Raw genomic sequence first — 20,111 nt, forward strand, 5'->3', positions numbered from 1 at the left:
AGCCTGCGAGCGCGACCGAGGTCGACAGGTTCCCCCGCCCGTGCCGAACTCGCGGTTGTCACGCCGAAACCGGCCCACCCGAGCGGATGCCACGACGACAGCCAACGAGGGAGCAGCGTGCTCGAAACCCTGACCGTCCACACGTCCGAGCCGTACGGGGACTTCCCGTACGAATGGGTAACGGCCACTGCGGAATTCGCCGTCGATCCGGCAGCGGCAGCCAACGCCCGGATCGTCGACCTCGACCGGGCCCCACGCGCCGACGACGGCCGCGTCCGGTTCGACGCGGACGTCCGGATACTGCGCCCGAAGACCGGCGGCAACGGCCGCGCCCTGCTCGCGGTGCCGAATCGCGGTATGGCCCTGGGGCTTCCGTGCAATGCACAACCCGCCCCGCTGTCCTTCGATCCGACCGCCGCACCGGCCGCGGGCGATGCTTTCCTGCTCCGGCGTGGCTGGACCATCGCGTGGTGTGGCTGGCAGTGGGACATCCGCCGGGAATGGGGTGCGGTGGGGCTGAACGCACCGGTCGCCGAGGTCGAGCCCGGCCGGCTGCGAGTCGAGTTCCGGCCCGATGCCGACCAGGCCGAACATCCCCTGAGCGACAACGTGGCGCTGCTGAGCTTCACCGAATATCCGACCGTCGACGTGCACGATCCGGACGCCGTGCTGACCGTCCGCACCTCGCCCATGGCCGCTCCGCAGACCGTGCCCCGGTCGGCATGGCGGTTCACCGGACCGACCACCTTCGCGGTCGACGGCGGTTTCCGCGCCTTCCACATCTACCGGCTGATCTACCGATCGGCGTTCGCGCCCGTCGCCGGGAGCGGACTGCTGGCCCTGCGCGACTTCGGCGCTCATCTGCACGGCGAGCACGAATTCGTTTTCGCGCACGGCGTTTCGCAATGTGGACGCCTGCTGCGCCAGATGCTGTTCGACGGTCTCAACGTCGACGAATCCGGTGCGCGGGTTTTCGACGGCATGTTCAGTCAGATCGCCAGCGCGCGGCGCGGCGAATTCAATCAGCGATTCGCACAACCGAGCCTGACCACACCCCTGACCCCCGCCTACGGCGCGCCCCTGGACACCGCGGCGCTGCTGACACGCCAACGCGCCATCGGCGGCACTCCGAAGATCATGTTCGTCAACAGCGCCTGGGAGTACTGGCGCGGGGATGCCGCACTGCTGCACCAGAACCCCGAAACCGGCGAGGACCTGCCCGAGGACCCCGACGCCCGCGCCCACCTGATCTCCGGCACCGACCACATCGGCCCGGCTCCCGAGATCAAAAAGTTCATGCCCCTTGCCAATCCGGCACACGCACTGGACCCCGCACTCGTCCTGCGCGCATTGTTCATCCAGCTCGAACAGTGGGTCTGCCAGGGCCGCGAGCCCGAACCGAGCCAGGTTCCCCGCCGTGCGGACGGCACCGCCACCACCCGCGAACGGGTCCTCGAGCAGATCCGCGCGAGGTTCCCCGCCGCCGCTCTCCCCGATCCGCAACACCTCCCCTGGACCCCGGTCATCGACTCCGACAGCACGGATCTACCTCTCGCACTGGGTGATCCACTCATCGCCCTCGTCTCGACTGTCGACGAGAACGGCAACGAGCTGGCCGGTATCCGCCTCCCCGACCTCTCCGCCGGAACAACCGCCTACACCGGCTGGAACCCCCGCGCCCACGTCGACGGCCTACCCGACGTCCTCTACGAAATGCTCGGCAGCCGCCTCACTTCCGAGCCTCCCGCCACCCCCGACATCGCCGCGATCCGAGCCGCCGCCCGATCCCTGATCGACCACCGCTTCCTGCTCCCGGAAGACCTCGACCAGGCCGTCGCCCAGGCGACCGACCTCACCTGACTCACACCGGAATCGCCCGCACCCCTTGACTATTACGGATTACAACGTGCGGTGTGTTCCCTACCATCACCCACCGCGCATCCCGACCGGAATACGCTTCGGTCGGCACGAGGTCCGGCCGCGATGGGCGCAACCTTGCTCGAGCCATATCTCCGACGCTGCGCCCGGCGACACTTTTCGGAGCCCGTTGGTGAAACGAAATAGTTGATCCGTATCAGTCGATACGGTCACTCCTCGACAGCGAGAACAACCGCCCGAGTGGCGGTGTCGGCGACCTGTTCGTCGGTCAGGTTGCTGTGCGCGAGCAGGACGTGGGACAGGACGATGCGGACCACGACCTCGGCGGCCTGGACGGGGGTCAGGGCCAGGGCGGCGTCGGCGCGGGCGGCGATCAAGGGGGCGGCCAGGGCGGCGACGGTCTCGACCAGATTGAGTTCGGATCTGCCGTGCGCGATGGCGACGTTGATCAGCCAGTCCGGCTCGTGATTGCGGATGTACCCGAACGCGGCGTGCTTGCGCAGGTAGCCGAGCGCGAAAAGCGTGACGGCGTGGACGATTCGGCCGGGCGGGGCGAACAGGTCCAGTTCGGTGTAGGCGGCGGTGATCATCTTGACCACCTCGCCGCGACCGATGGCAGCGATCAGGCCGTCTTTGTCGCCGAACTCGCGGTAGGCCGTGGCACGGGAAACTCCCGCGCGTTCCGCGACGCCGCCGATGGTCAGAGCGCCCAGACCGCTCTCGGCGATCAACTCGAGCGCCGCGTCGTGCAGCGCCTCCGAGGATCGAGTCGGTGAGGTCATGCCTATTTTTCTACCTGCACGCCGTGCCCGGCCGTGCGCGAACCGGCAGACAATGGTTGCGACAACCAACTAACTGAGACTATTCTCCGATTCAGTATCAGTAACCGGAGGTCTCGCACACTCCGGCTGCGCCACGACGACGCCGGAGGACACCGATGACCGCACGCGGACAGGCCGATCCGGCGAATACGCGACGCGGACATGCCGTGGTGCTGGGCGCGAGCATGGCCGGACTGCTCACCGCGCGGGTGTTGAGCGAGAGCTTCGCCTCGGTGACCGTGCTCGAGCGCGACGATCTCGCCGGGCCCGGCGACCGCCGTGGAGTGCCGCAGGGCCGGCATGTGCACGCCCTGCTCGCGCGCGGCGAACGCATTCTGGCCGAACTGTTTCCGGGCATCACCGCCGAGCTTCTCGCCGACGGCGCGGTGCAATGCCGCTCGCTGACCGAGATGCGGATGAGCATCGCCGGATACACGCTCTCGCAATCCGACGCCGGATACTCCCTGTTGCAGGCCAGCCGCCCGCTCTTGGAATGGCGTGTGCGACAACGTGTCCGAGCCCTACCCAATGTCGAGGTCCAGGACCGCTGCACCGCACTGAACCTGCTGACCGACCCCGCGCGAACCCGCGTCACCGGAGTTCTGGCGCAATCGGAGAACAGCGACGACCCGAACGAGATATTCGCCGATCTGGTGGTGGGCTGCCTGGGCAGACACGGCCCGATCATCGACTGGCTCACCGCAATCGACTATCCGCGGCCCGCCGAGGAGGGCGTACGCATCGACATGATGTACGCCAGCCGCTACATCCGGCTGCCGGATCATGCGGCCGCACACCTGCGCGGCGACAAGGAGATCGTCGTCGCGAACCAGGATCCCGCACGCGGCCTGGCCCTGTTCGCCGTCGAGGATGGTCGGCACATCCTGACCCTGATCGGCTATGGCGCGGACCATCCCCCGACCGACCAGGACGGGTTCTGGCGATTCGCCTCCTCGGTCGCACCGCCGGACGTCGCCCAGGCACTGCTGTCGGCCGAATCGCTGACCGGCATCAGCACCTACCGCTATCCGGCCAATCAGCGCCGTCGCTACGAACGCCTCTCCCGCTTCCCGGACGGACTGCTCGTGCTCGGTGACGCGGTGTGCAGCTTCAGTCCGGCGTTCGGACAAGGCATGTCGGTCTCGGCACTCCAGGCGATGCAGCTGCGCAATGTGCTCGCCGATGGCGATCACGATCTGGCACGCAGGTTCTTCCGCGCCGCGGCCCGGGTCATCGATGATCCCTGGCTGATCACCCGCCTGTTCGACCTCGCGATGCCGCACGTCGACGCCAAGGGCCAGATCCCGATCCAACTGCTGGGCCTGGGCGCGCGCACGGCGATGGCCATCGGCGCACGAGATGCGACTGTGGGACAACAGATCTCACGCATCGCGGGCCTGCTCGACCGTCCACTGGCGGTGGCCCAGCCTCCCCTGCTGACCCGGATCGCCGCGAACGCAGGCGTGGTCGGCCTGAATCTGCTGCGCGAGGTCGCGACATCCGGACGTCCGGTGCGCGCCACGGGATTCGGCCCGATCCCGCTGACTCCCGCACACGGATTCCACCCGCTCCCGGTCCGCGCGGTCGAACGCGACACCGGCGACAGCGTGCTGATCGAATTCGAGGTTCCCGATCGGCTCGCGGACCGGTTCGGGTACATCGCCGGACAGCACGTCGTCATTCGCGGCACCGCTGACGGGCAGCCGATCCGGCGCAGCTACTCGCTGTGCGACGCACCCGATGCGGGCCGGTTGCGCATCGCGGTGAAGCGGCAGGACGGCGGCCTGTTCTCCGAATACGCACTCGAACGCCTCACCGCGGGAACGGTTCTGCACGTCGGCGAACCGGGGGGCGCATTCACCGCGCACACCGCCCCGGCCGCGGCCGAGCACCATGCCGCCGTCGCGGCGGGCAGCGGGATCACCCCGATCGCCGCGATCGCCGCCGCCGTCCTGGCGAACGATCCACACAGCCGCTTCACCCTGTACTACGCCAGCCGCGACAGCACCGCGATCATGCTCGGCGACCTGCTCAGCACACTGACCGCCCGGTTTCCCGGACGATTACGGATCGTCCACCACCTGTCCCGCCAAACCGGTACACCGCTTCCGCCGACCACCCCCGGCATCGATTACCGCCACGGCCGCATGGACATTCGCGAACTGCCCGGCCTCGACGCGGACCACTGGTACCTGTGCGGACCCGACTCCCTGCTCTCGGCCGCTCGTACGGAACTCCTGGGAAGCGATATCGCTGCGTCGCGCATATATACGGAGCGTTTCCGGACCCGCGAGCCCGAACCGACCGCCCCGCAGCCGAATCGGCCGCCGTGCACGGTCACCCTCACCGGCCACGGCGAGGATCTGGTGTTCACCATGCCCCAGGGCGACCACATCCTCGACGCCGCGCTCACGCATCGCGAGGACCTGCCCTACTCCTGTCTCGGCGGATCGTGCGGAACCTGCATCGCCACAGTGCGATCCGGCACGGTACGGATGGACGAGGACCCGGATACGGCGCTCACCGCGGCCGAACTCGCCGACGGAGCGGTGCTGACCTGCCGAAGCGTGCCCGAATCCGCCGCGGTCACGCTGCGATTCGGTCGTTGAGCCCGGAGTGACCCGGACCGCATTCGGCCGCCTTTTGCGCGGGAGGTCTTGCATATGTACTTGCATCCGCTGTTACACTGTGGATCTTCAGTAAGTACGTGTCAGGTTGCGCCCCAAGGGATTCAGCGGTACCGGCGATATGGCGAAAAAGGTTCATCTGCAGTTGCGATTCCCACTCGGGGGAGCGGTGCTGGACTACCGTGCCGAGAGATCGGTGGCACACCGGGTGGCCGCCGAGTTGAGCCGACACGGCGTCGACGTATCCATCGACGACAATCTCCGCACCGGTCTGGCCGACCTGCCACACGAGGAACTCTGGGCGGTGTAACCCCCGGTCAGCAGGCTTTTCCCAGGGTCGGCAATATTCCGGCGCCACAATGGTTGTGCAGATGCGTTTTCGAATGTTCTTGCACGGGTACAATTTTCGCAAACCTCGCGGGAATGTGACACCATACCCAACAGCACGCTCATCGCCGGTGTTGACGCGAGCGTGCTCCGCGCCTCAACCGCACCCCGCGCATCTCTCCAGCCAGGAGTCACCTGCCACATGCAGCACGCCGCACCCGCCCCAGGCTCCCGAATGCCGAATACACAGCGCCTCGCCGATCTACTGTCCGTGATTCGCGCGGAGGAGAAACTCCTGCGTGAGCTCGGTAGCGAGGTAGCCGCCATCGCGATCGGCACCGCGCCGAATCTGCCCGGCGCCCGCCCGGCGTACCGCGGCTCGCGCCCCGATCTGCTCATCGGCCGACCCGACGATTTCCTCTGGGAATGGTACGGATTCCCCTGAGCATCCGTCGAGATCCGGTGCGCGCTCGACAGCGCCGAATTCTTGGGTTCTGCTGGAATTCGGCCGATTTCGTGCACTTTCAGGCGCTGGCCGGAACCCCATGACGACACAGACAGGTCTCTCGGTCCGGCAATGCTGGGGTAGACATATCGTTGATCTGGTCACGATGTCAGGAGGTGTGGTGTCAGGCGACAGGCCAGCACCCGAGGGGATCGACCCGGCGAAACCCAATGCCGCCCGTGTGTACGACTATCTGCTGGGGGGCAAGGACAACTACAGCGCGGACCGCGCCGTTGCGAAGCGGATGTTGGAGGTCGCTCCGGAGAATCGGACGCTGGCCTGGTTCAGCCGCAAATTCCTCACCGGCGCAGCGCGATTGGCAGCCGAGGGCGGTGTGCGGCAGTTCATCGATATCGGTGCGGGCATCCCGACCTCGCCCAGTGTGTACGAAACAGTCGCCGAGATCGACCCCGCAGTGCGCGTGGCCTCCGTCGATTATGATCCGGTCGTCTGTGTGCACGCCAACGCCATAACGGCGGGCCAGACCGGCGTGACGCCGATGCACGCGGACTTCCGCGAACCCTCGGATCTCATTGCGCGCCTGCGCACCGAGGCCGGCATCGATTTCGATCAGCCGGTTGCCCTGCTGATCGTCGGAGTCCTGCACTTCATCATGGACCATGAACGCCCGGCCGAAATCCTCGCGCGATTCTCCGAGGTGATGGCGCCGGGTAGTTACGTGGCCTTCACCCATGGATCCACCGAGACCGACGACACGTTCGTCAACCAGACTGCGAGCGATACCAAGGGCAGCACCGCGCAGTTCGTCTTCCGATCGAAATCCGAGGTGGCGAAGCTGTTCGACGGCTTCGACATACTCGATCCGGGGATCGTGACGGTACAGGAGTGGCTGGCCGACAACCTGCCGCCCACGCGGCTGGTAATTCTGGCCGGTGTCGGGCACAAGCCCGAGGGGCCGGGCGACCACGGGTAATTCGGAATCCGGATCACTCCGCTACGGCCAGCGCACAAGCACGCGCCATGTGCACCTCGGCCAGTTCGCGAGAATCGCGGCCCGAACCGCACGGGCTCGCTACTGCGTTCACCGGCCGTCCCAACGCCTGCTCGATCATGTGCAGCGTCCGCATCTGCTGGTCCTCGTCCGGACTCTCGTGCACGAACCCCGCGTAGAACGCGGTTCCCACGGGAAGGGCCAGATCGGCCAGAGGCGCATAGAATCCGGGATCATCCGAGGGTGGATGGCTCACCCCGGACAGCGGTCCGTGCACGAATTCCAGCGTGCGCCCTGAAGGCCAGTGCCGGGCGACGGCATTGGCGAGATCAACAAGCGGTCGGGCGCTGCGCGGGACCGCGCGGGTCCGATTTCCCTTGCTGCCCAGGCACAGATGCACACCGAAGCGAGTTCCCTCCGGCGCGGCCGCGGCCAGCGCGGCGATTCCGCGACTCGGCCGAACCGCACAACTCCCCGAAGATCGGCAGCGCCTCCTCGGCCTCCCGTAGGTACCCAGATCCATTGTGCTACTGGGTGACTCGACATCACGCGCAAGTCGGTGAACGGTCCGGTGACCTGCGCCGGACAGCATCGGCCGCTTGGCCTCGAGCACGCCCTGATTCACCAGGTCCTCGATGATGGGCAGAATGTACAACTCGTGCCGCCGAACCTCGCCGGTCGGCAACGTACGCAGGCGTCCACCGGTCCCCGCCAGCATTGCGCGCATCGCTTCTTCGGTGCTCTCGGCCGGGAAACTACCAACCAGGTGCACGGCTCTGTCAGCCATGTCCGCATCCTGACGGCAATCGTGTCCAATTCGCCCGTTCGGACGTCTGTCCAGCAGCGACGCAAGGCTATCCACCACTCAGGGCCGAATCATGCGCTCGCAGCGAATCGAATCGCCTGATCCGTCGTGCACAACGACCTCTCAGCGACTCGCCGATTCCGGCAGACATTCCGACATGTAGGGCGAAACATACTGCCGGACAGGATTTTCCATTTCGGTCGAGCTGGTTGCCGATAGTTCTCCGGAATTGTTGCGCGTCGTTGCGCGGCGCTATAGCCTCCCTGATCAATCCACTCGAACCGATCAATTCACGAGGACGCTCCCTCGCGCTCCTCGTATTTCACGACAGGGAGCGCGTCGCGTGCGAGCCTCGGTGCGGACACTGGCATTATTCGCTGCAATCCTCTTGTCCTGCTTGACAGCAGGTCTGGCCCACGCCGAGTCCGGATCGGGAGCCTGTCGATCCTTTCCTGTCCCGGTAACCAAGGGCCACTTGGCCGCGACTCTCTGCACCCCCGCAGGCAAGCCCGCGAGTACCGTCATGGTGCTGATGTCGGGCTCCAATTACAACGGCACCTACTGGGATTTCGCTTATCAGCCGCAGATCTACAACTTCCGCGAAGCGATGAACCGGGCCGGCTACGCAACACTCGTGGTCGACCGACTCGGCAACGGCGCGAGCACTCACCCGCCCGCGCTGTCGCTCACCGCCAACGACACCGCACAGGCGCTGCACGGCATCGTTCAGGGCCTGCGGCACGGCCTGGCCGGGGCCGCCCCCTACGCCAAGGTGGTCACCGTCGGCCATTCACTGACCTCGGGCACATCAGTAATGGAAGCCAGCTCCTATCACGACGTGGATGGCGTGGTACTGACCGGATATTCGCACGCGCTGAACATCCCCGAGACCCTCGGCGTGATCGCGACCTACCACCGCGCCGTGAACGACCCGATATTCGCCGGCCGCGGCTTGGACAGCGGATACCTGACCAGTCGCCCCGGCACCCGCATGCACGACTTCTTCGCCCCGGGCGACGCCGACCCCGCCGTGGTGGCGCAGGACGAGAAGACCAAGGAGATCTTCTCACTCACGGAGTACCCGGACGGCCTGATGTCGACGCTGCCCGGCATGTCCGGCCTGATCGACGTCCCGGTGCTCATCGTCGACGGCAGCCTGGACCGATTGTCCTGCGGCGCGGGCTATTCCGTGTGCGCGTCCGCCGCGACGCTGCATGCCGAGGAGGCGCCGTACTTCGCTCCCGCGGCGAAGTTGCAGACCTTCGTGCTGCCCGGCAGCGGTCATTCGGTGAACCTCGCGCGCAACACCGGGGCATACCACGCCGCGGTCCTGAACTGGCTGAATTCGACCGTTGGACACTGATATTCGGGAATCCACCCACCGCTGAGAAGTCGAAAATCAACGCCCCCACGAGTATTGGGCAATACTCCAGCAGATCCGCTGCGACGGAGCGCCGTCCGCCGGGCGGGCACGCCGTCGGTCCTGCGGCATTGGCGCCGACCTGGGCCGGGCCGGTATGGTCGTCGACGCAAGGGGAATGCCGAGGGGATTCGATGCAACAGTTACTCAGGGTCACAGCAAAACGTCGGATATTCTCCTCGTCGCACTCGGTTTTTCGCCCGTTTCGGCGTTACCATGAGCGGGTGCGGTGATGACGGCACGCACTTGCGCATGTACCGATGCGGTGTGTGCCAGTGATCGGAGAACAGCGGAGACAGCCTCATGACGGCAGAGCAGGCCCGGATCGACCTCGTCACCACTCCTTTGGAGCAGCGCGGCCCCACAGCATTGCGCATCATGGTCGGCGGTCAGTTGCGCAAGCTACGCGAGGCCCGCAAGATCACCCCGCAGGCCGCCGGTGAGCACATCCGTGGTTCGCACGCCAAGATCAGCCGACTCGAACTCGGCCGCACGGGTTACAAGATCCGCGACGTCAACGATCTGCTGAGCCTCTACGGCGTCACCGATCCGACCCAGCGGGAATCCTTCCTGCGCCTGGTCGCCATGGCCAACGAGCAGGGCTGGTGGCACGGTTACAGCGATCTGCTGCCGTCCTGGTTCGAGAACTATCTCGGCCTCGAGGGCGATGCGAAATCGATCAGAACCTATGAGGGACAACTGGTTCCGGGTCTGCTGCAGACCGACGCCTACGCCCGCGCGGTCGTCTCGCTCGCGCACGGCGAACGGGAGGTCGACCGTCGGGTGGAGCTGCGGCGCCGACGTCAGCAGATCCTGGACCTGCACGACGGCCCGACGCTGTGGGCGGTCCTGGACGAATCGGTGCTGCATCGTCCGGTCGGCGGCCGCGAGGTGCTGCGCGAGCAGCTCATCTATCTCGAGCAGATGTCGCACCGCACCAACGTCACCATTCAGGTCCTGCCCTACCGCGCCGGTGGTCACGCCGCGGTCGGCGGCTCGTTCACCATCCTGCGGTTCAACGAGCAGGAGATCCCGGACGTCGTCTACCTCGAGCAGATGGCCAGCGCCCTCTATCTCGACCGTCCCGACGACCTCGAGCTCTACCGCGAGGTGATGGACCGCCTCAGCATCCAGGCCGACCCACCCGGGCAGTCCCAGGAACTCCTGCGCGCCGCCGCGGCAGACCTCGCCTGAACTCATCTCGGGCGAATACCCCTGCACGCAAACCGATCTCGATGACATGGCAAGTCAGCTCGGTGCGAGGGCGGGCGCTGCGGCGGGCTCGTGCACATTCGGAGACAGGGTCGCGGTGTAGAGCGCTTCGATGTCGGTGGCGTACTTCTCGGTGACCACTCGGCGCTCGAGTTTCATGGTGAGGGTGATTTCCTCGCCACCTGCTTCCCAGAAGACGGGCAGGATGCGGAAGCGTTTGATCTGTTCCACCCGGGACAGGCGGTCGTTGCCCGCGGCGACCGCGGTGCGGATCGCGTGCGCGACGGACGGGTCGGTAGCCAGGGCGGCAGCGGAGGCGTCGGGCAGGTCATGTTGGCGCGCATAGGATTCGGCGGCCTCGGCGTCCAGGACGATGAGCGCGGTGTTGTACGGGCGGCCCTCGCCGATGGTGGCGATCGCGCCGATCAGGGGAGCACCGGCCTTGATGGTGTTCTCGATGACCGCCGGTGACATGTTCTTGCCCGCAGCGTTGATGATCAATTCCTTCTTGCGGTCCACCACGGCGAGATAGCCGTCCGCATCGATGCTGACGATATCGCCGGTGGACAGCCAGCCCTCGGCATCGATGGCCTCGGCCGTCTGCTGTTCGAGGCCGCGATAGCCCTTCATGACCAGCGGTCCGCGCACCTGCAACTCGCCGTCGGCGGACTGACGCGCCTGCATTCCGGGCAGCAGCCGGCCGACCGTACCGAGCCGGGCGTCGCGCGGATGGCTCACACTGCAGATGCAGGACAGCTCCGACATACCCCAGATCTCGGTCACCGGAATGCCGAGACCGGCGAAGAAACCCAACGTGCCGGGCGGAATCGGCGCGGCGCCCGACATCGCCCAGCGCACCCGGTCCAGCCCGAGCGCCGCACGCAGTCCGCGCAACACCAACTCGTCCGCGCGCGCCCATTCGGCGGCGACGTCATCGGGTACCGGCTCACCGGCCAGCTGAAACGCGCTGCGCCGCTGCGCGACCGACAACGCCCACTCCATCGCCGCGCGACGCTGCTCGTCCGGCTCGCCCGCGACCTTGAATTCGATTGCCGCCTTCAGCTTTTCCCACACCCGCGGCACCGCACCCCAGATGGTCGGATGCAGATCCGCCAGCGCGGGAGCGATCAGTTTGGGGTCGGACACGCAGGTGACCTGGGTACCCAGCACCTCCTGCACGTACAGACCGGTGAGCCGATCGGCGATGTGCGCACTGGGCATGAACGAGGTGATGGTGTCGCCGAATTCGATGCCGAGCACCTCGGCGATCCCGTAGACCTGGAACAGGATGTTCGCGTGCGTGGTCTCCACGCCCTTGGGGTTGCCGGTGGTACCGGAGGTGTAGATCAGCGTCGCCACATCCTCGGCGCGCACCGCCCGCCAGGCCGCCTCGAAATCGAAACCGGCTGCGCCCGAGGCGATCAACTCGTCGATCGACAGCGTCCCCTCGACGACCTGGTCCAGGCACACGATGTGTTCGAGCCCGACCTCGGCGTCCCGCAACCGATCCACGTACTGCGGCTCGCAGATCACCACGCGCACACCGGCATTCCCCAGCACGTGCGCCGACTGCGCCGGCGGGAGCGTGTTGTACACCGAGAACGACGTCGCCCCCAGATGCTGCGCGGCGACCTCCAGCGGATAGAACTCCAGCCGATTCGACATCATCAACGCGACGGTGTCCCCCGGCCGGACTCCGATCCCGGCCAGCCCGGCAGCCAACACCCGAACCCGCCGGGCATATTCACCCCAGGTCAGCATCTGCCCGTCCCCGGGCGTGCGCAACGCCACCGCCTCCGGCGCGCGGGCGGCGGTGTACTGGAACGCCTCGGGAAGCGTGTCGAAGCGAGATGCGCTCACGCGAATACCTTTCGGAGACAGACGATCGGGCGCACCGGCCCCATCCCGCGAGCAGCTGTACGGCGAGCACCAACGGAAGCGTTCGGAACCGGATTCACTCGTACGGAAAACCTTTCAGGAATGGACAGCCGAACTCACCAGCGTGGTCGGTCACCTCGGCGACCGTGTACCCGGTCGATACGCCCGCGCAACCCAGTGAAATACCCTGCGCACGCAGCTCATTCAGCTGCCGTCGGCGATTGCCGCCGCTGCTCGATCTCGCGGATGAGTTGGTGCACGGTCGAATCGGCCGCGAGTTTGGCATCCAGGACGACGTTGATCGCGCCGCGGAACAGAGCGTAGGGCTCCCAACTCGCTGGAGCCACGGTGCGAGCGGCGCGACGGGCGATGCCGTCGGCGATGGTGCGGGCGGCCTGGGTGGCGGTGATGCGGATGTTCAGCGGCCAGGGCAGCAGGCCGTCGATGCGGCGGCCCAGGTCGTCGGCGTCGAGCATGTCGTGCGTCATGGCCGTTTCGACGATGCCGAAGTACGCGACCCCGGCGCTGGCTCCCGAAGCCGACAGCTCCACCCGCAACGCCCGGCCCATCTGCTCGACCGCTGCCTTGCTGATCATGTACGGCGACCCGCCCATTCCCGGCGCGAACGCCGCACAGGAGGAGACCACCACCACGTGCCCGCGCGAACGCACGATGTGATCCAGCGCCGGATGCACGGTGTTGAACGCCCCGGTGAGGTTGATGCTCATCACCCGGTCGAAATCCGCCGGATCCATCGCGCGCACGGTCGAGGGCACCGGGGTCACACCGGCGTTCGCCACGACCACGTCGAGGCGGCCGTACTGTTCGATCACCTGCTCGACGGCCGCCGCCATCTGTGCCCGTTCCGCGACATCCGCGCCGATCGACAGTGCGCGCGTGCGCAATTCACGCACGACCCGCAACGCCGCGTCGGCATCGATGTCGACCACGACGACGATCGCCCCGCGCGCGTGCAGAATCCGCGCGAGCTCCAGGCCGATCCCCTGGCCCGCACCGGTGACCAGCGCGACCTTGCCCGCCACGTCGTAACCGGTCGAGCCGAAACCGAGGGTTCGCAGCAGTCCCATCAGGCCACCTCATAGGCATCGGCGTCGAACTTACTTGTGCGACGGCGGTATTCGAAGCTCCAGCTCGGGTACAGGCCCGCGTTCTGCCCGTCGGGGGTGGTGTAGTATCCCTGGCAGCCGCCGGTGAGCCACACCGTGGCCGCACTGCGCTCACGCATCTCTTCCACGAACGCCTCCTGCACCTCGGCGCGCACCTCGACCCGCGAGGCACCGCGCTCGCGCACGGTCGACAGCGCATCCACGATGTAGGCGATCTGCGATTCGATCATGAAGATCGCGGACTGATTACCCGCCGCCCCGAACGGCCCCAGCGTGCAGAAGAAATTCGGGAATCCGGCGACGCTCGTGCCCAGATAGGTCTGCGGCCGTTTGTGATACAGATCCGCGATGGAGACGTCCTCACGACCGATGATCCGTCCGAACGCGGTCGGGATCGGTGTGAATCCGGTGCCGAAGATGATGGTGTCCACCGGAATCTCGTCGCCGGCGCGAGTCACGATGGAGTGCGCGCGCACCTCGGCGATGCCGTCGGTGACCACCTCGACGTTGTCGCGATCCAGCGCGGGCAGATAGGCGTCGGAGAAGATCGCCCGCTTGCAGCCGATGATGTAGTCCGGTGTCACCTTGCGCCGCAACGCGATATCGCGGATCTGCCGCCGCAGCTGATACCGGCCCATCAGTTCGAACGGATGCCGGAACCGGTTGTCCACGAAACCGACCAGCCCGAAGCTCTCGATCAGGGTGTACCAGGTGCCGCGAACGGTCTTCTGCGCCAGCGGAAGCCGCTTCAGCAGGAAGCGTTCGAAACCCAGCGTGGCGCGATCCATCCGCGGCACGATCCACGGCGCGGAACGCTGGAAGACCGTCAGCTCGGCCACTTTCGGCGCGATCTCCGGCACGAACTGCACCGCGGAGGCCCCGGTGCCGATCACCGCGACGCGCTCACCCGACAGATCGTGATCGTGATCCCAGTGCAGCGAGTGGAAGGTCTTGCCCTCGAAGTCGTCCAGGCCGGGCACCGACGGCAACTTCGCCTCGGCGAAAATTCCTGCGGCGGAGATGAAGTAGTCGGCGGTGAGATCACCGCGCGAGGTCTCGATGCGCCACAGCGACGCCTGCTCGTCCCAGCGCGCGCCGAGCAACTCGGTGCCGAGCCGGATATGCCGGACCACATCGTGTTCGGTTGCCACCGAACGGATGTAGTCGAGGATCTCGCGCTGCTGACCGTACGTGCGCGACCAGTTCGGATTCGGCGCGAACGAATAGCTGTACAGCTGCGAGGGCACATCGCAGGCGCAGCCGGGATAGGTGTTGGCCTGCCAGGTGCCGCCCAGATCGTCGGCGCGCTCGAGCAGGACCAGATCCTCGAATCCGGCCTCGCGCAACTTGACCGCCAGGCCGATCCCGCCGAAACCGGCGCCGAGGATGACGATCCGATGATGTTCGGTGCTCATCGCCGCGCCTCCTGTTGTGTCTTACCGGTGATGCCCTGCGCGATGGTCCGGGTCACGATGTTGTTCACCGGACTCGCCACACCCAGCAGCGGTTGCAGCAGCGGATTGCCTTCGAGGGCGAACGTCCAGGTCAGCCGGGTTCCGCCGGGTGTGGGTTGCAGCACCAGATCCTCGGCGAACCGCTTCAGGCCGGGAATCGAGGCGGCGTCGACGGTGAACGTCATGCGCTCGCCCTCCTCCCAGCGATAGAACCGCTCCTCGAGCCGGACGACGCCGCCGAGGGTGACCAGCCGGGTCGTGCCGACGCCGAAGGGCCGGGGCGAGAGCCACTTCGAGGCGGTGATCACCGCCGACCAGGACACCAACGCGTCGTCGGCGGTCAGCATGTCCCAGACGTCGTGCGGGTCGCGGGATATGTCGACGGTGTGCACGTAGCGCCGGACGGCGGTCGCCAGGAACGAATCGTCCGAGGCGGCCAGCGTGAAGCGTGGAGTCATTGTGACCGTGAGCCTTTCGGATCTACAGATCGAGTACGAGGGGGCCGTCGCAGCGGGAGACGCACACCAGCATGTGGTCCGCGCGGTCGGCGTCGGAGAGCAGGCGGTCGCGGTGATCGACCTCGCCGGAGAGCACACCGGACTTGCAGGTGCCGCAGAAGCCCTGGCGGCAGGAGTACAGCGCATCGGGTTTCACCCGCTGGATCGCCGCGAGTGTGGTCTCCTGCGCGCCCACCCGCACGGTGCGGCCCGAACGCGCCAGTGTCACATCGAATTCGCGGCCGTCGAGCACCGGCAGCGGCGAAAAGCGTTCGGTGTGCAGGGATGCCGAGGGATTCAGCTCGAACAGCCGCCGCTGCGCCGCTTCCAGCACCGGCGACGGACCGCAGACGTACACCGCCGCACCGGGTTCGGCCTCGGCCAGGATGGCGGCGATATCCGGGATGCCGTGCTCGTCGTCGGTGCGGATCTGCGCACCCTCGGGCAGTTCGTCCAGGAACGGCATACTCTCCCGGGACCGGCCCAGATACACCAGCCGCCCGCGTGATCCGGCCGCATGCGCCATCGGCAGGATCGGCGTGATCCCGATCCCCGCGGCCACGAACAGATAGGACGGCGCGGCCTGGACGAAGGTGAACGCGTTGCGCGGACCGCGCAGCCGCAGCCGCTCACCGGGCTGCAGCGTATGCACCTCCCGCGAGCCACCGTCGCCATCGGCGATGCGGCGCACCGCGATTCGATAGCGGAACCGATCGCGCGGACTCCCGCACAGCGAGTACTGCCGCTGCCGCCCCGAGGGCAGGAACAGGTCCACATGCGATCCGGGACGCCACGACGGCAGCGGTTCGCCGCCGGGCCGGATCAGTGTCAGACTCACCACGTCATCGGCTTCGTCGCATACCGACTCGACCAGAACGTCGAGGTCGAACCCACTGCGCCGCACCGGATTCGGCCGGGACACCGCGGGTGCGGTGACGACCTTCTTGTACACGTCCATCACCACGCCCAGCGCCCGCAGGGCGACCATGGACATGTCCACACTCCGGCCCGGACGCTCGGCTACCGCCTCGGCCCCTGACCCGCTCATCCGCGAGCCGCCGGGGAGTGCGCCAGATAACGCAGCGCACTGTCCATCGATCCCAGCTGCGAGGGATGGAAGCCGCGACTCAGATACCGCGGCATCTCGGTGAAGAACGTGGTGAAGCTCGGAATCACCCCTCGCGCAGTGGCGCTCGCGAATTGCCGGAGCCAGTACCGGCCCTTGGCCGGGCTCGGATCCCTGCGGTACAGGTACGCGGTCGAGAAGATGAACAGCGGCAGCAGCAGACCGCTGGCCAGCAGGCCGGTGCGGAACCGTCGCGCATATCCGCCGTCGACGTGCATATAGGCGTCGAACACCACGCTGCGGTGCTCGACCTCCTCCGCGCCGTGCCAGCGCACCAGATCCAGCATCGTGGGGTGCATGCCCAGTTCCTCGAGCACCTGGGATTCGAGCAGCCATTCGCCGATGACGGCGGTGAAATGCTCCATCCCGGCGAACAGGCCGAGCCGTTCGCGCAGCCACTGCTCCTTGGCCCGACCGCCCAGACCGTGATCGCCCAGGACCCGGTCGACCAGCCAGGCGACCTTCGACACATAGGACTCGACATCCAGGCCGATGGACTGCAGATGGTTGCGCGCGCCCTCGTGGCTGCTGGCGTGCATCGACTCCTGGCCGATGAATCCGGTGACCTCTTCGCGTAAACGCTCGTCCGTGATGTACGGCAGCGCCTCGCCCAGGCAGGCGGCCATCGCCCGCTCGCCCTCCGGCAGGACCAGATGCATCACATTCGTGACGTGGGTTGCCAGAACTTCTCCGGGAATGTAGTGCATCGGCACGGACGAGAAGTCGAAGTGGACATCCCGTGCGTGGATCGCGTGCGCTTCTTCCCGGTAGGGGTGCGACGTCGCACCGTCATCAGCCATGCCCCGACCGTACAAGACCACAAATCGCATTGCAATGTTGCAGCCACAAATCGAGGAAGATTGTTGCAATCGACGCGGGAGCTGCTAGCGTCGATGTATGCCCACCGCCTCCCGGACCTCGAAAGAAGCGCCCAAGACCGAGTCCATCGAGGGGCGCATCCTCGACGCCGCCCTCGTGCAGTTCCAACGTCTCGGCGTCAAGAAGACGACCATCGAGGACGTCGCCCGCCAGGCCGAGGTCGATCGGGTCACGGTCTATCGGCGTATCGGCTCCCGGGAGGATCTGGTGCGTTCGGTGACCGCACGGGAGGTGCAGAGCGTTCTGGCCGAACTGCGCGAACTGCCCGCACAGCACGACACCATCGAATCCGTGGTCGCCGCGGTCTTCGTCACGGTCGTCACGCGCTGGCGCACCCATCCACTGGTCGAGCGCATGATCGCACTCGAACCCGATCGTCTGCTACCCCAACTCACCACTGATGGGGCGTCCTTCTTCACCATGGCCTCCACGGCCAGCACCGCAATCCTGCGCCAGGCCCTGCGCGACCGCGGCCTCGCCGAGATCCCCGACCTGAGCACCCGCGTCGAAATCTCCTGCCGCATAGTGCATTCCCTCATCCTGCAACCCGTCGGCACGGTCACCCTGGACACCACCGACGACCTGGAGACCTTCGCGCGCCAGTACATCGTCCCCATCGTCGTCGGCTGATTTCAGAATTCACCGCTGTCGCGGGGAATCCGGTTCAGGTCGTAGCCAGTGAGCGAATCGCTTCGGCGACGGCCGCGACGGCCATCAGACGCACGGTGTCGATATGCGCCTCCACCGAACCCGTTGCCGCGGCGATGAATCCGTCGCCGTCGTAGCGAGTGTGCGGTGGGGTGAGCGCGCGGGCCAGGCCGTCGTGTGCGCCCTGCGCGGCGATCAGGCAGCCGGTCTTGTCCAGGCGCGCGTTGGTCAGGACCGCGCCGATGGTGGTATGCGTTCGGGCGGTGTCGAATTCGAACGGTTCGCCCATGATCTCGACGGCGTCGAGAGATATCTCCGCGCGGCCGTCGTCGATATCGCCGAACGCGTTCACCGCGCACAGCGCACCCACCACCAGCGGGCCCGAAGTCCGCTCGGCATAACCGATTCCGCCGGGACGTCGCTGCGCAGCGCGCCACTGCGAGGTGTACGCACCGGTTCCCGCGCCGACGCGGCCGTGCAGAATCTGCTCGCCGGCGGTGGCCTGCGCGGCGGCGTAACCGTGCTCGGGAGTGGGCCGCGCGGTCGGATCCCCCGCGGCGAGATCGAACAGCGCCATGGTCGGCACCAGGGGCACCGGTCCGACCGGGGTGGGCACGCCGCGGCCCCGCTCCTCGAGGTAACGCAGCACCCCGTCCGCGGCGGCCAGCCCGAAGGCCGAACCGCCGGTCAGCACGATCGCGTCGATCGTGACCGCGGCCTTGTCCACCGCCAGCGCGTCGAGCTCCCGGCTGGCCGGAGCCCCGCCGCGCACCTCACACGAGGCCGTGGTGTGCTCCGGCAACGTCAACACGGTACAGCCGGTCTGCGCCTCCGGATCGGACCAGTGCCCGACCCGGATACCCGGAATTCCGATCGTCATGTGCACCTTCCTTCGCTCGCGCCGTCCCGGCGATCATCGCACTACGGCGCACCCCGTGTTCGGCCGATTCACCCCGGTTCGCACATCCGGCGACGTCACCGCCGGCGGAGCTACCGTGGATTCATGACCGTTCCCGAGATCAACGACCCCGACACCCTTCCGCTCGTGCTCGGCGGCAACGTGTTCGGCTGGACCGCCGATCGCGACGAGTCGTTCGCCGTACTGGACGCCTTCGCCGAGGCGGGCGGCACCATGATCGATACCGCCGACGCCTACAGCGCCTGGGTGCCCGGACATTCCGGCGGCGAATCGGAGGCCATCCTGGGCGAATGGCTGGCCGCGCGCGGCAACCGCGACCGGATGCTCATCGCCACCAAGGTCGCCAAATCCCCGCAGCGCCCCGGCCTGCACGCGGACAACATCAGTGCGGCCGTGGAGGATTCGCTGCGTCGCCTGGGCACCGACCACCTCGACATCTACTACGCGCACACCGACGACACCGCCGTCCCGCTGGCCGAAACCCTCGGCGCATTCGACGAATTGGTCCGCGCGGGCAAGGTCCGTGCCCTGGGCGCCTCCCAGTACACCGCCCCGCGCCTGGCCGAGGCCCTGGCCGTCGCCGACCGCGCGGGCCTGACCCGGTACTCCGTCGTCCAGCCGCTGTACAACCTGCTCGAACGCGACGTCTACGAGGGCGAACTCGCCGAATTGTGCGTCCGCGAGAACCTCGCCGTGTTCCCGTACTACGGCCTGGCCATGGGGTTCCTGACCGGCAAATACCGCCCCGGCGACGACACCGCCGACAGCGCCCGGGCCCCGCGCGCCCGCGCCTACCTGAACGATCGCGGCCTGCGCGTCCTTGCCGCCCTGGACGAGATCGCCGCCACTCACGACGTCCCGGTGGCCTCGGTCGCCCTGGCCTGGCTCCGCGCCCGCCCAGGCGTCACCGCACCGATCGCCAGCGCCCGTACCCTGCCGCAGCTTCCGGCACTGCTGGCTTCGGCCCAACTCGCCCTCACCGCAGCGGAAGTCGCCACCCTGACCGCCGCCGGTTAGCGACGACCCGTCCCGCCGC

The 20,111-nt window shown here is 67.2% G+C and carries 18 protein-coding genes; 9 read left to right on the forward strand and 9 right to left on the reverse strand.

Going from position 1 to position 20,111, the window contains the following annotated elements:
• Positions 1-117: 117 nt before the first annotated feature.
• Positions 118-1,860 (forward strand): alpha/beta hydrolase domain-containing protein, encoded by a 1,743-nt coding sequence (locus ON40_RS29015; protein WP_040828066.1) that lies wholly within the window; start codon positions 118-120, stop codon positions 1,858-1,860.
• Positions 1,861-2,087: 227 nt separating this feature from the next.
• Here the strand turns inward: ON40_RS29015 and ON40_RS29020 are convergent, their stop codons facing one another.
• Positions 2,088-2,660: a TetR/AcrR family transcriptional regulator gene (locus ON40_RS29020; protein WP_040828067.1), complete on the reverse strand. Its 573-nt coding sequence runs from the start codon at positions 2,658-2,660 to the stop codon at positions 2,088-2,090.
• A gap of 155 nt (positions 2,661-2,815) precedes the next feature.
• Here ON40_RS29020 and ON40_RS48420 point away from each other — a divergent pair, with 155 nt between their 5' ends.
• The 4 genes from ON40_RS48420 to ON40_RS29040 all read left to right on the forward strand — a co-directional run bounded on the left by ON40_RS48420 (position 2,816) and on the right by ON40_RS29040 (position 7,092).
• Positions 2,816-5,308 carry a 2Fe-2S iron-sulfur cluster-binding protein gene (locus ON40_RS48420; RefSeq protein WP_051193703.1) on the forward strand — a complete coding sequence of 831 codons (2,493 nt, stop codon included), beginning with the start codon at positions 2,816-2,818 and terminating at the stop codon, positions 5,306-5,308.
• A 139-nt stretch (positions 5,309-5,447) separates the two neighbouring features.
• Positions 5,448-5,636 (forward strand): hypothetical protein, encoded by a 189-nt coding sequence (locus ON40_RS29030; RefSeq protein ID WP_040828068.1) that lies wholly within the window; start codon positions 5,448-5,450, stop codon positions 5,634-5,636.
• A gap of 252 nt (positions 5,637-5,888) precedes the next feature.
• Positions 5,889-6,098, forward strand: a complete 210-nt coding sequence (locus tag ON40_RS29035; protein WP_040828069.1) for a hypothetical protein — start codon at positions 5,889-5,891, stop codon at positions 6,096-6,098.
• Positions 6,099-6,279: 181 nt separating this feature from the next.
• Complete coding sequence (locus ON40_RS29040) at positions 6,280-7,092, forward strand: SAM-dependent methyltransferase (RefSeq protein ID WP_083896022.1); 813 nt, start codon at positions 6,280-6,282, stop codon at positions 7,090-7,092.
• 13 nt (positions 7,093-7,105) lie between these two features.
• On the opposite strand, the gene ON40_RS29045 is transcribed toward ON40_RS29040, so the two are convergent.
• Positions 7,106-7,897 (reverse strand): hypothetical protein, encoded by a 792-nt coding sequence (locus tag ON40_RS29045; RefSeq protein ID WP_040828071.1) that lies wholly within the window; start codon positions 7,895-7,897, stop codon positions 7,106-7,108.
• A 493-nt stretch (positions 7,898-8,390) separates the two neighbouring features.
• On the opposite strand from ON40_RS29045, the gene ON40_RS29050 reads away from it, so the two are divergent.
• The gene (locus ON40_RS29050; RefSeq protein WP_051193705.1) at positions 8,391-9,278 is read left to right on the forward strand and encodes an alpha/beta hydrolase; all 888 of its coding nucleotides are present in this window, start codon (positions 8,391-8,393) and stop codon (positions 9,276-9,278) included.
• A 360-nt stretch (positions 9,279-9,638) separates the two neighbouring features.
• Entirely contained in the window at positions 9,639-10,529 is an 891-nt protein-coding gene (locus ON40_RS29055; RefSeq protein ID WP_040828073.1) for a Sco1979 family transcriptional regulator, read from the forward strand.
• A 54-nt stretch (positions 10,530-10,583) separates the two neighbouring features.
• Here the strand turns inward: ON40_RS29055 and fadD11 are convergent, their stop codons facing one another.
• From fadD11 to ON40_RS29085, 6 genes are all read right to left on the reverse strand, one after another.
• Entirely contained in the window at positions 10,584-12,407 is a 1,824-nt protein-coding gene (gene fadD11, locus ON40_RS29060; RefSeq protein WP_040828074.1) for a fatty acid--CoA ligase FadD11, read from the reverse strand.
• Between the two features lie 218 nt (positions 12,408-12,625).
• The gene (locus tag ON40_RS29065) at positions 12,626-13,513 is read right to left on the reverse strand and encodes a short-chain dehydrogenase/reductase (RefSeq protein ID WP_040828075.1); all 888 of its coding nucleotides are present in this window, start codon (positions 13,511-13,513) and stop codon (positions 12,626-12,628) included.
• Positions 13,513-14,967, reverse strand: coding sequence for a flavin-containing monooxygenase (locus ON40_RS29070; RefSeq protein WP_040828076.1), 1,455 nt, complete (start codon positions 14,965-14,967; stop codon positions 13,513-13,515). The genes ON40_RS29065 and ON40_RS29070 overlap by 1 nt, the downstream gene beginning before the upstream one ends.
• Positions 14,964-15,464, reverse strand: a complete 501-nt coding sequence (locus ON40_RS29075) for an SRPBCC family protein (RefSeq protein WP_040828077.1) — start codon at positions 15,462-15,464, stop codon at positions 14,964-14,966. The genes ON40_RS29070 and ON40_RS29075 overlap by 4 nt, the downstream gene beginning before the upstream one ends.
• Positions 15,465-15,486: 22 nt before the next feature.
• Entirely contained in the window at positions 15,487-16,551 is a 1,065-nt protein-coding gene (locus ON40_RS29080; RefSeq protein WP_040828078.1) for a PDR/VanB family oxidoreductase, read from the reverse strand.
• Entirely contained in the window at positions 16,548-17,429 is an 882-nt protein-coding gene (locus ON40_RS29085) for a metal-dependent hydrolase (RefSeq protein ID WP_040828101.1), read from the reverse strand. The genes ON40_RS29080 and ON40_RS29085 overlap by 4 nt, the downstream gene beginning before the upstream one ends.
• Positions 17,430-17,526: 97 nt before the next feature.
• Here ON40_RS29085 and ON40_RS29090 point away from each other — a divergent pair, with 97 nt between their 5' ends.
• Positions 17,527-18,138, forward strand: a complete 612-nt coding sequence (locus tag ON40_RS29090; RefSeq protein ID WP_040828079.1) for a TetR/AcrR family transcriptional regulator — start codon at positions 17,527-17,529, stop codon at positions 18,136-18,138.
• A gap of 34 nt (positions 18,139-18,172) precedes the next feature.
• On the opposite strand, the gene ON40_RS29095 is transcribed toward ON40_RS29090, so the two are convergent.
• Positions 18,173-19,036, reverse strand: coding sequence for a P1 family peptidase (locus ON40_RS29095; protein WP_040828080.1), 864 nt, complete (start codon positions 19,034-19,036; stop codon positions 18,173-18,175).
• A gap of 123 nt (positions 19,037-19,159) precedes the next feature.
• Between ON40_RS29095 and ON40_RS29100 the strand changes: the two genes are divergently transcribed.
• Complete coding sequence (locus tag ON40_RS29100) at positions 19,160-20,092, forward strand: aldo/keto reductase (RefSeq protein ID WP_040828081.1); 933 nt, start codon at positions 19,160-19,162, stop codon at positions 20,090-20,092.
• Positions 20,093-20,111: the final 19 nt, after the last annotated feature.

This window comes from Nocardia jiangxiensis NBRC 101359 (assembly GCF_000308615.1).
In the GTDB taxonomy this organism is placed as follows: domain Bacteria; phylum Actinomycetota; class Actinomycetes; order Mycobacteriales; family Mycobacteriaceae; genus Nocardia; species Nocardia jiangxiensis.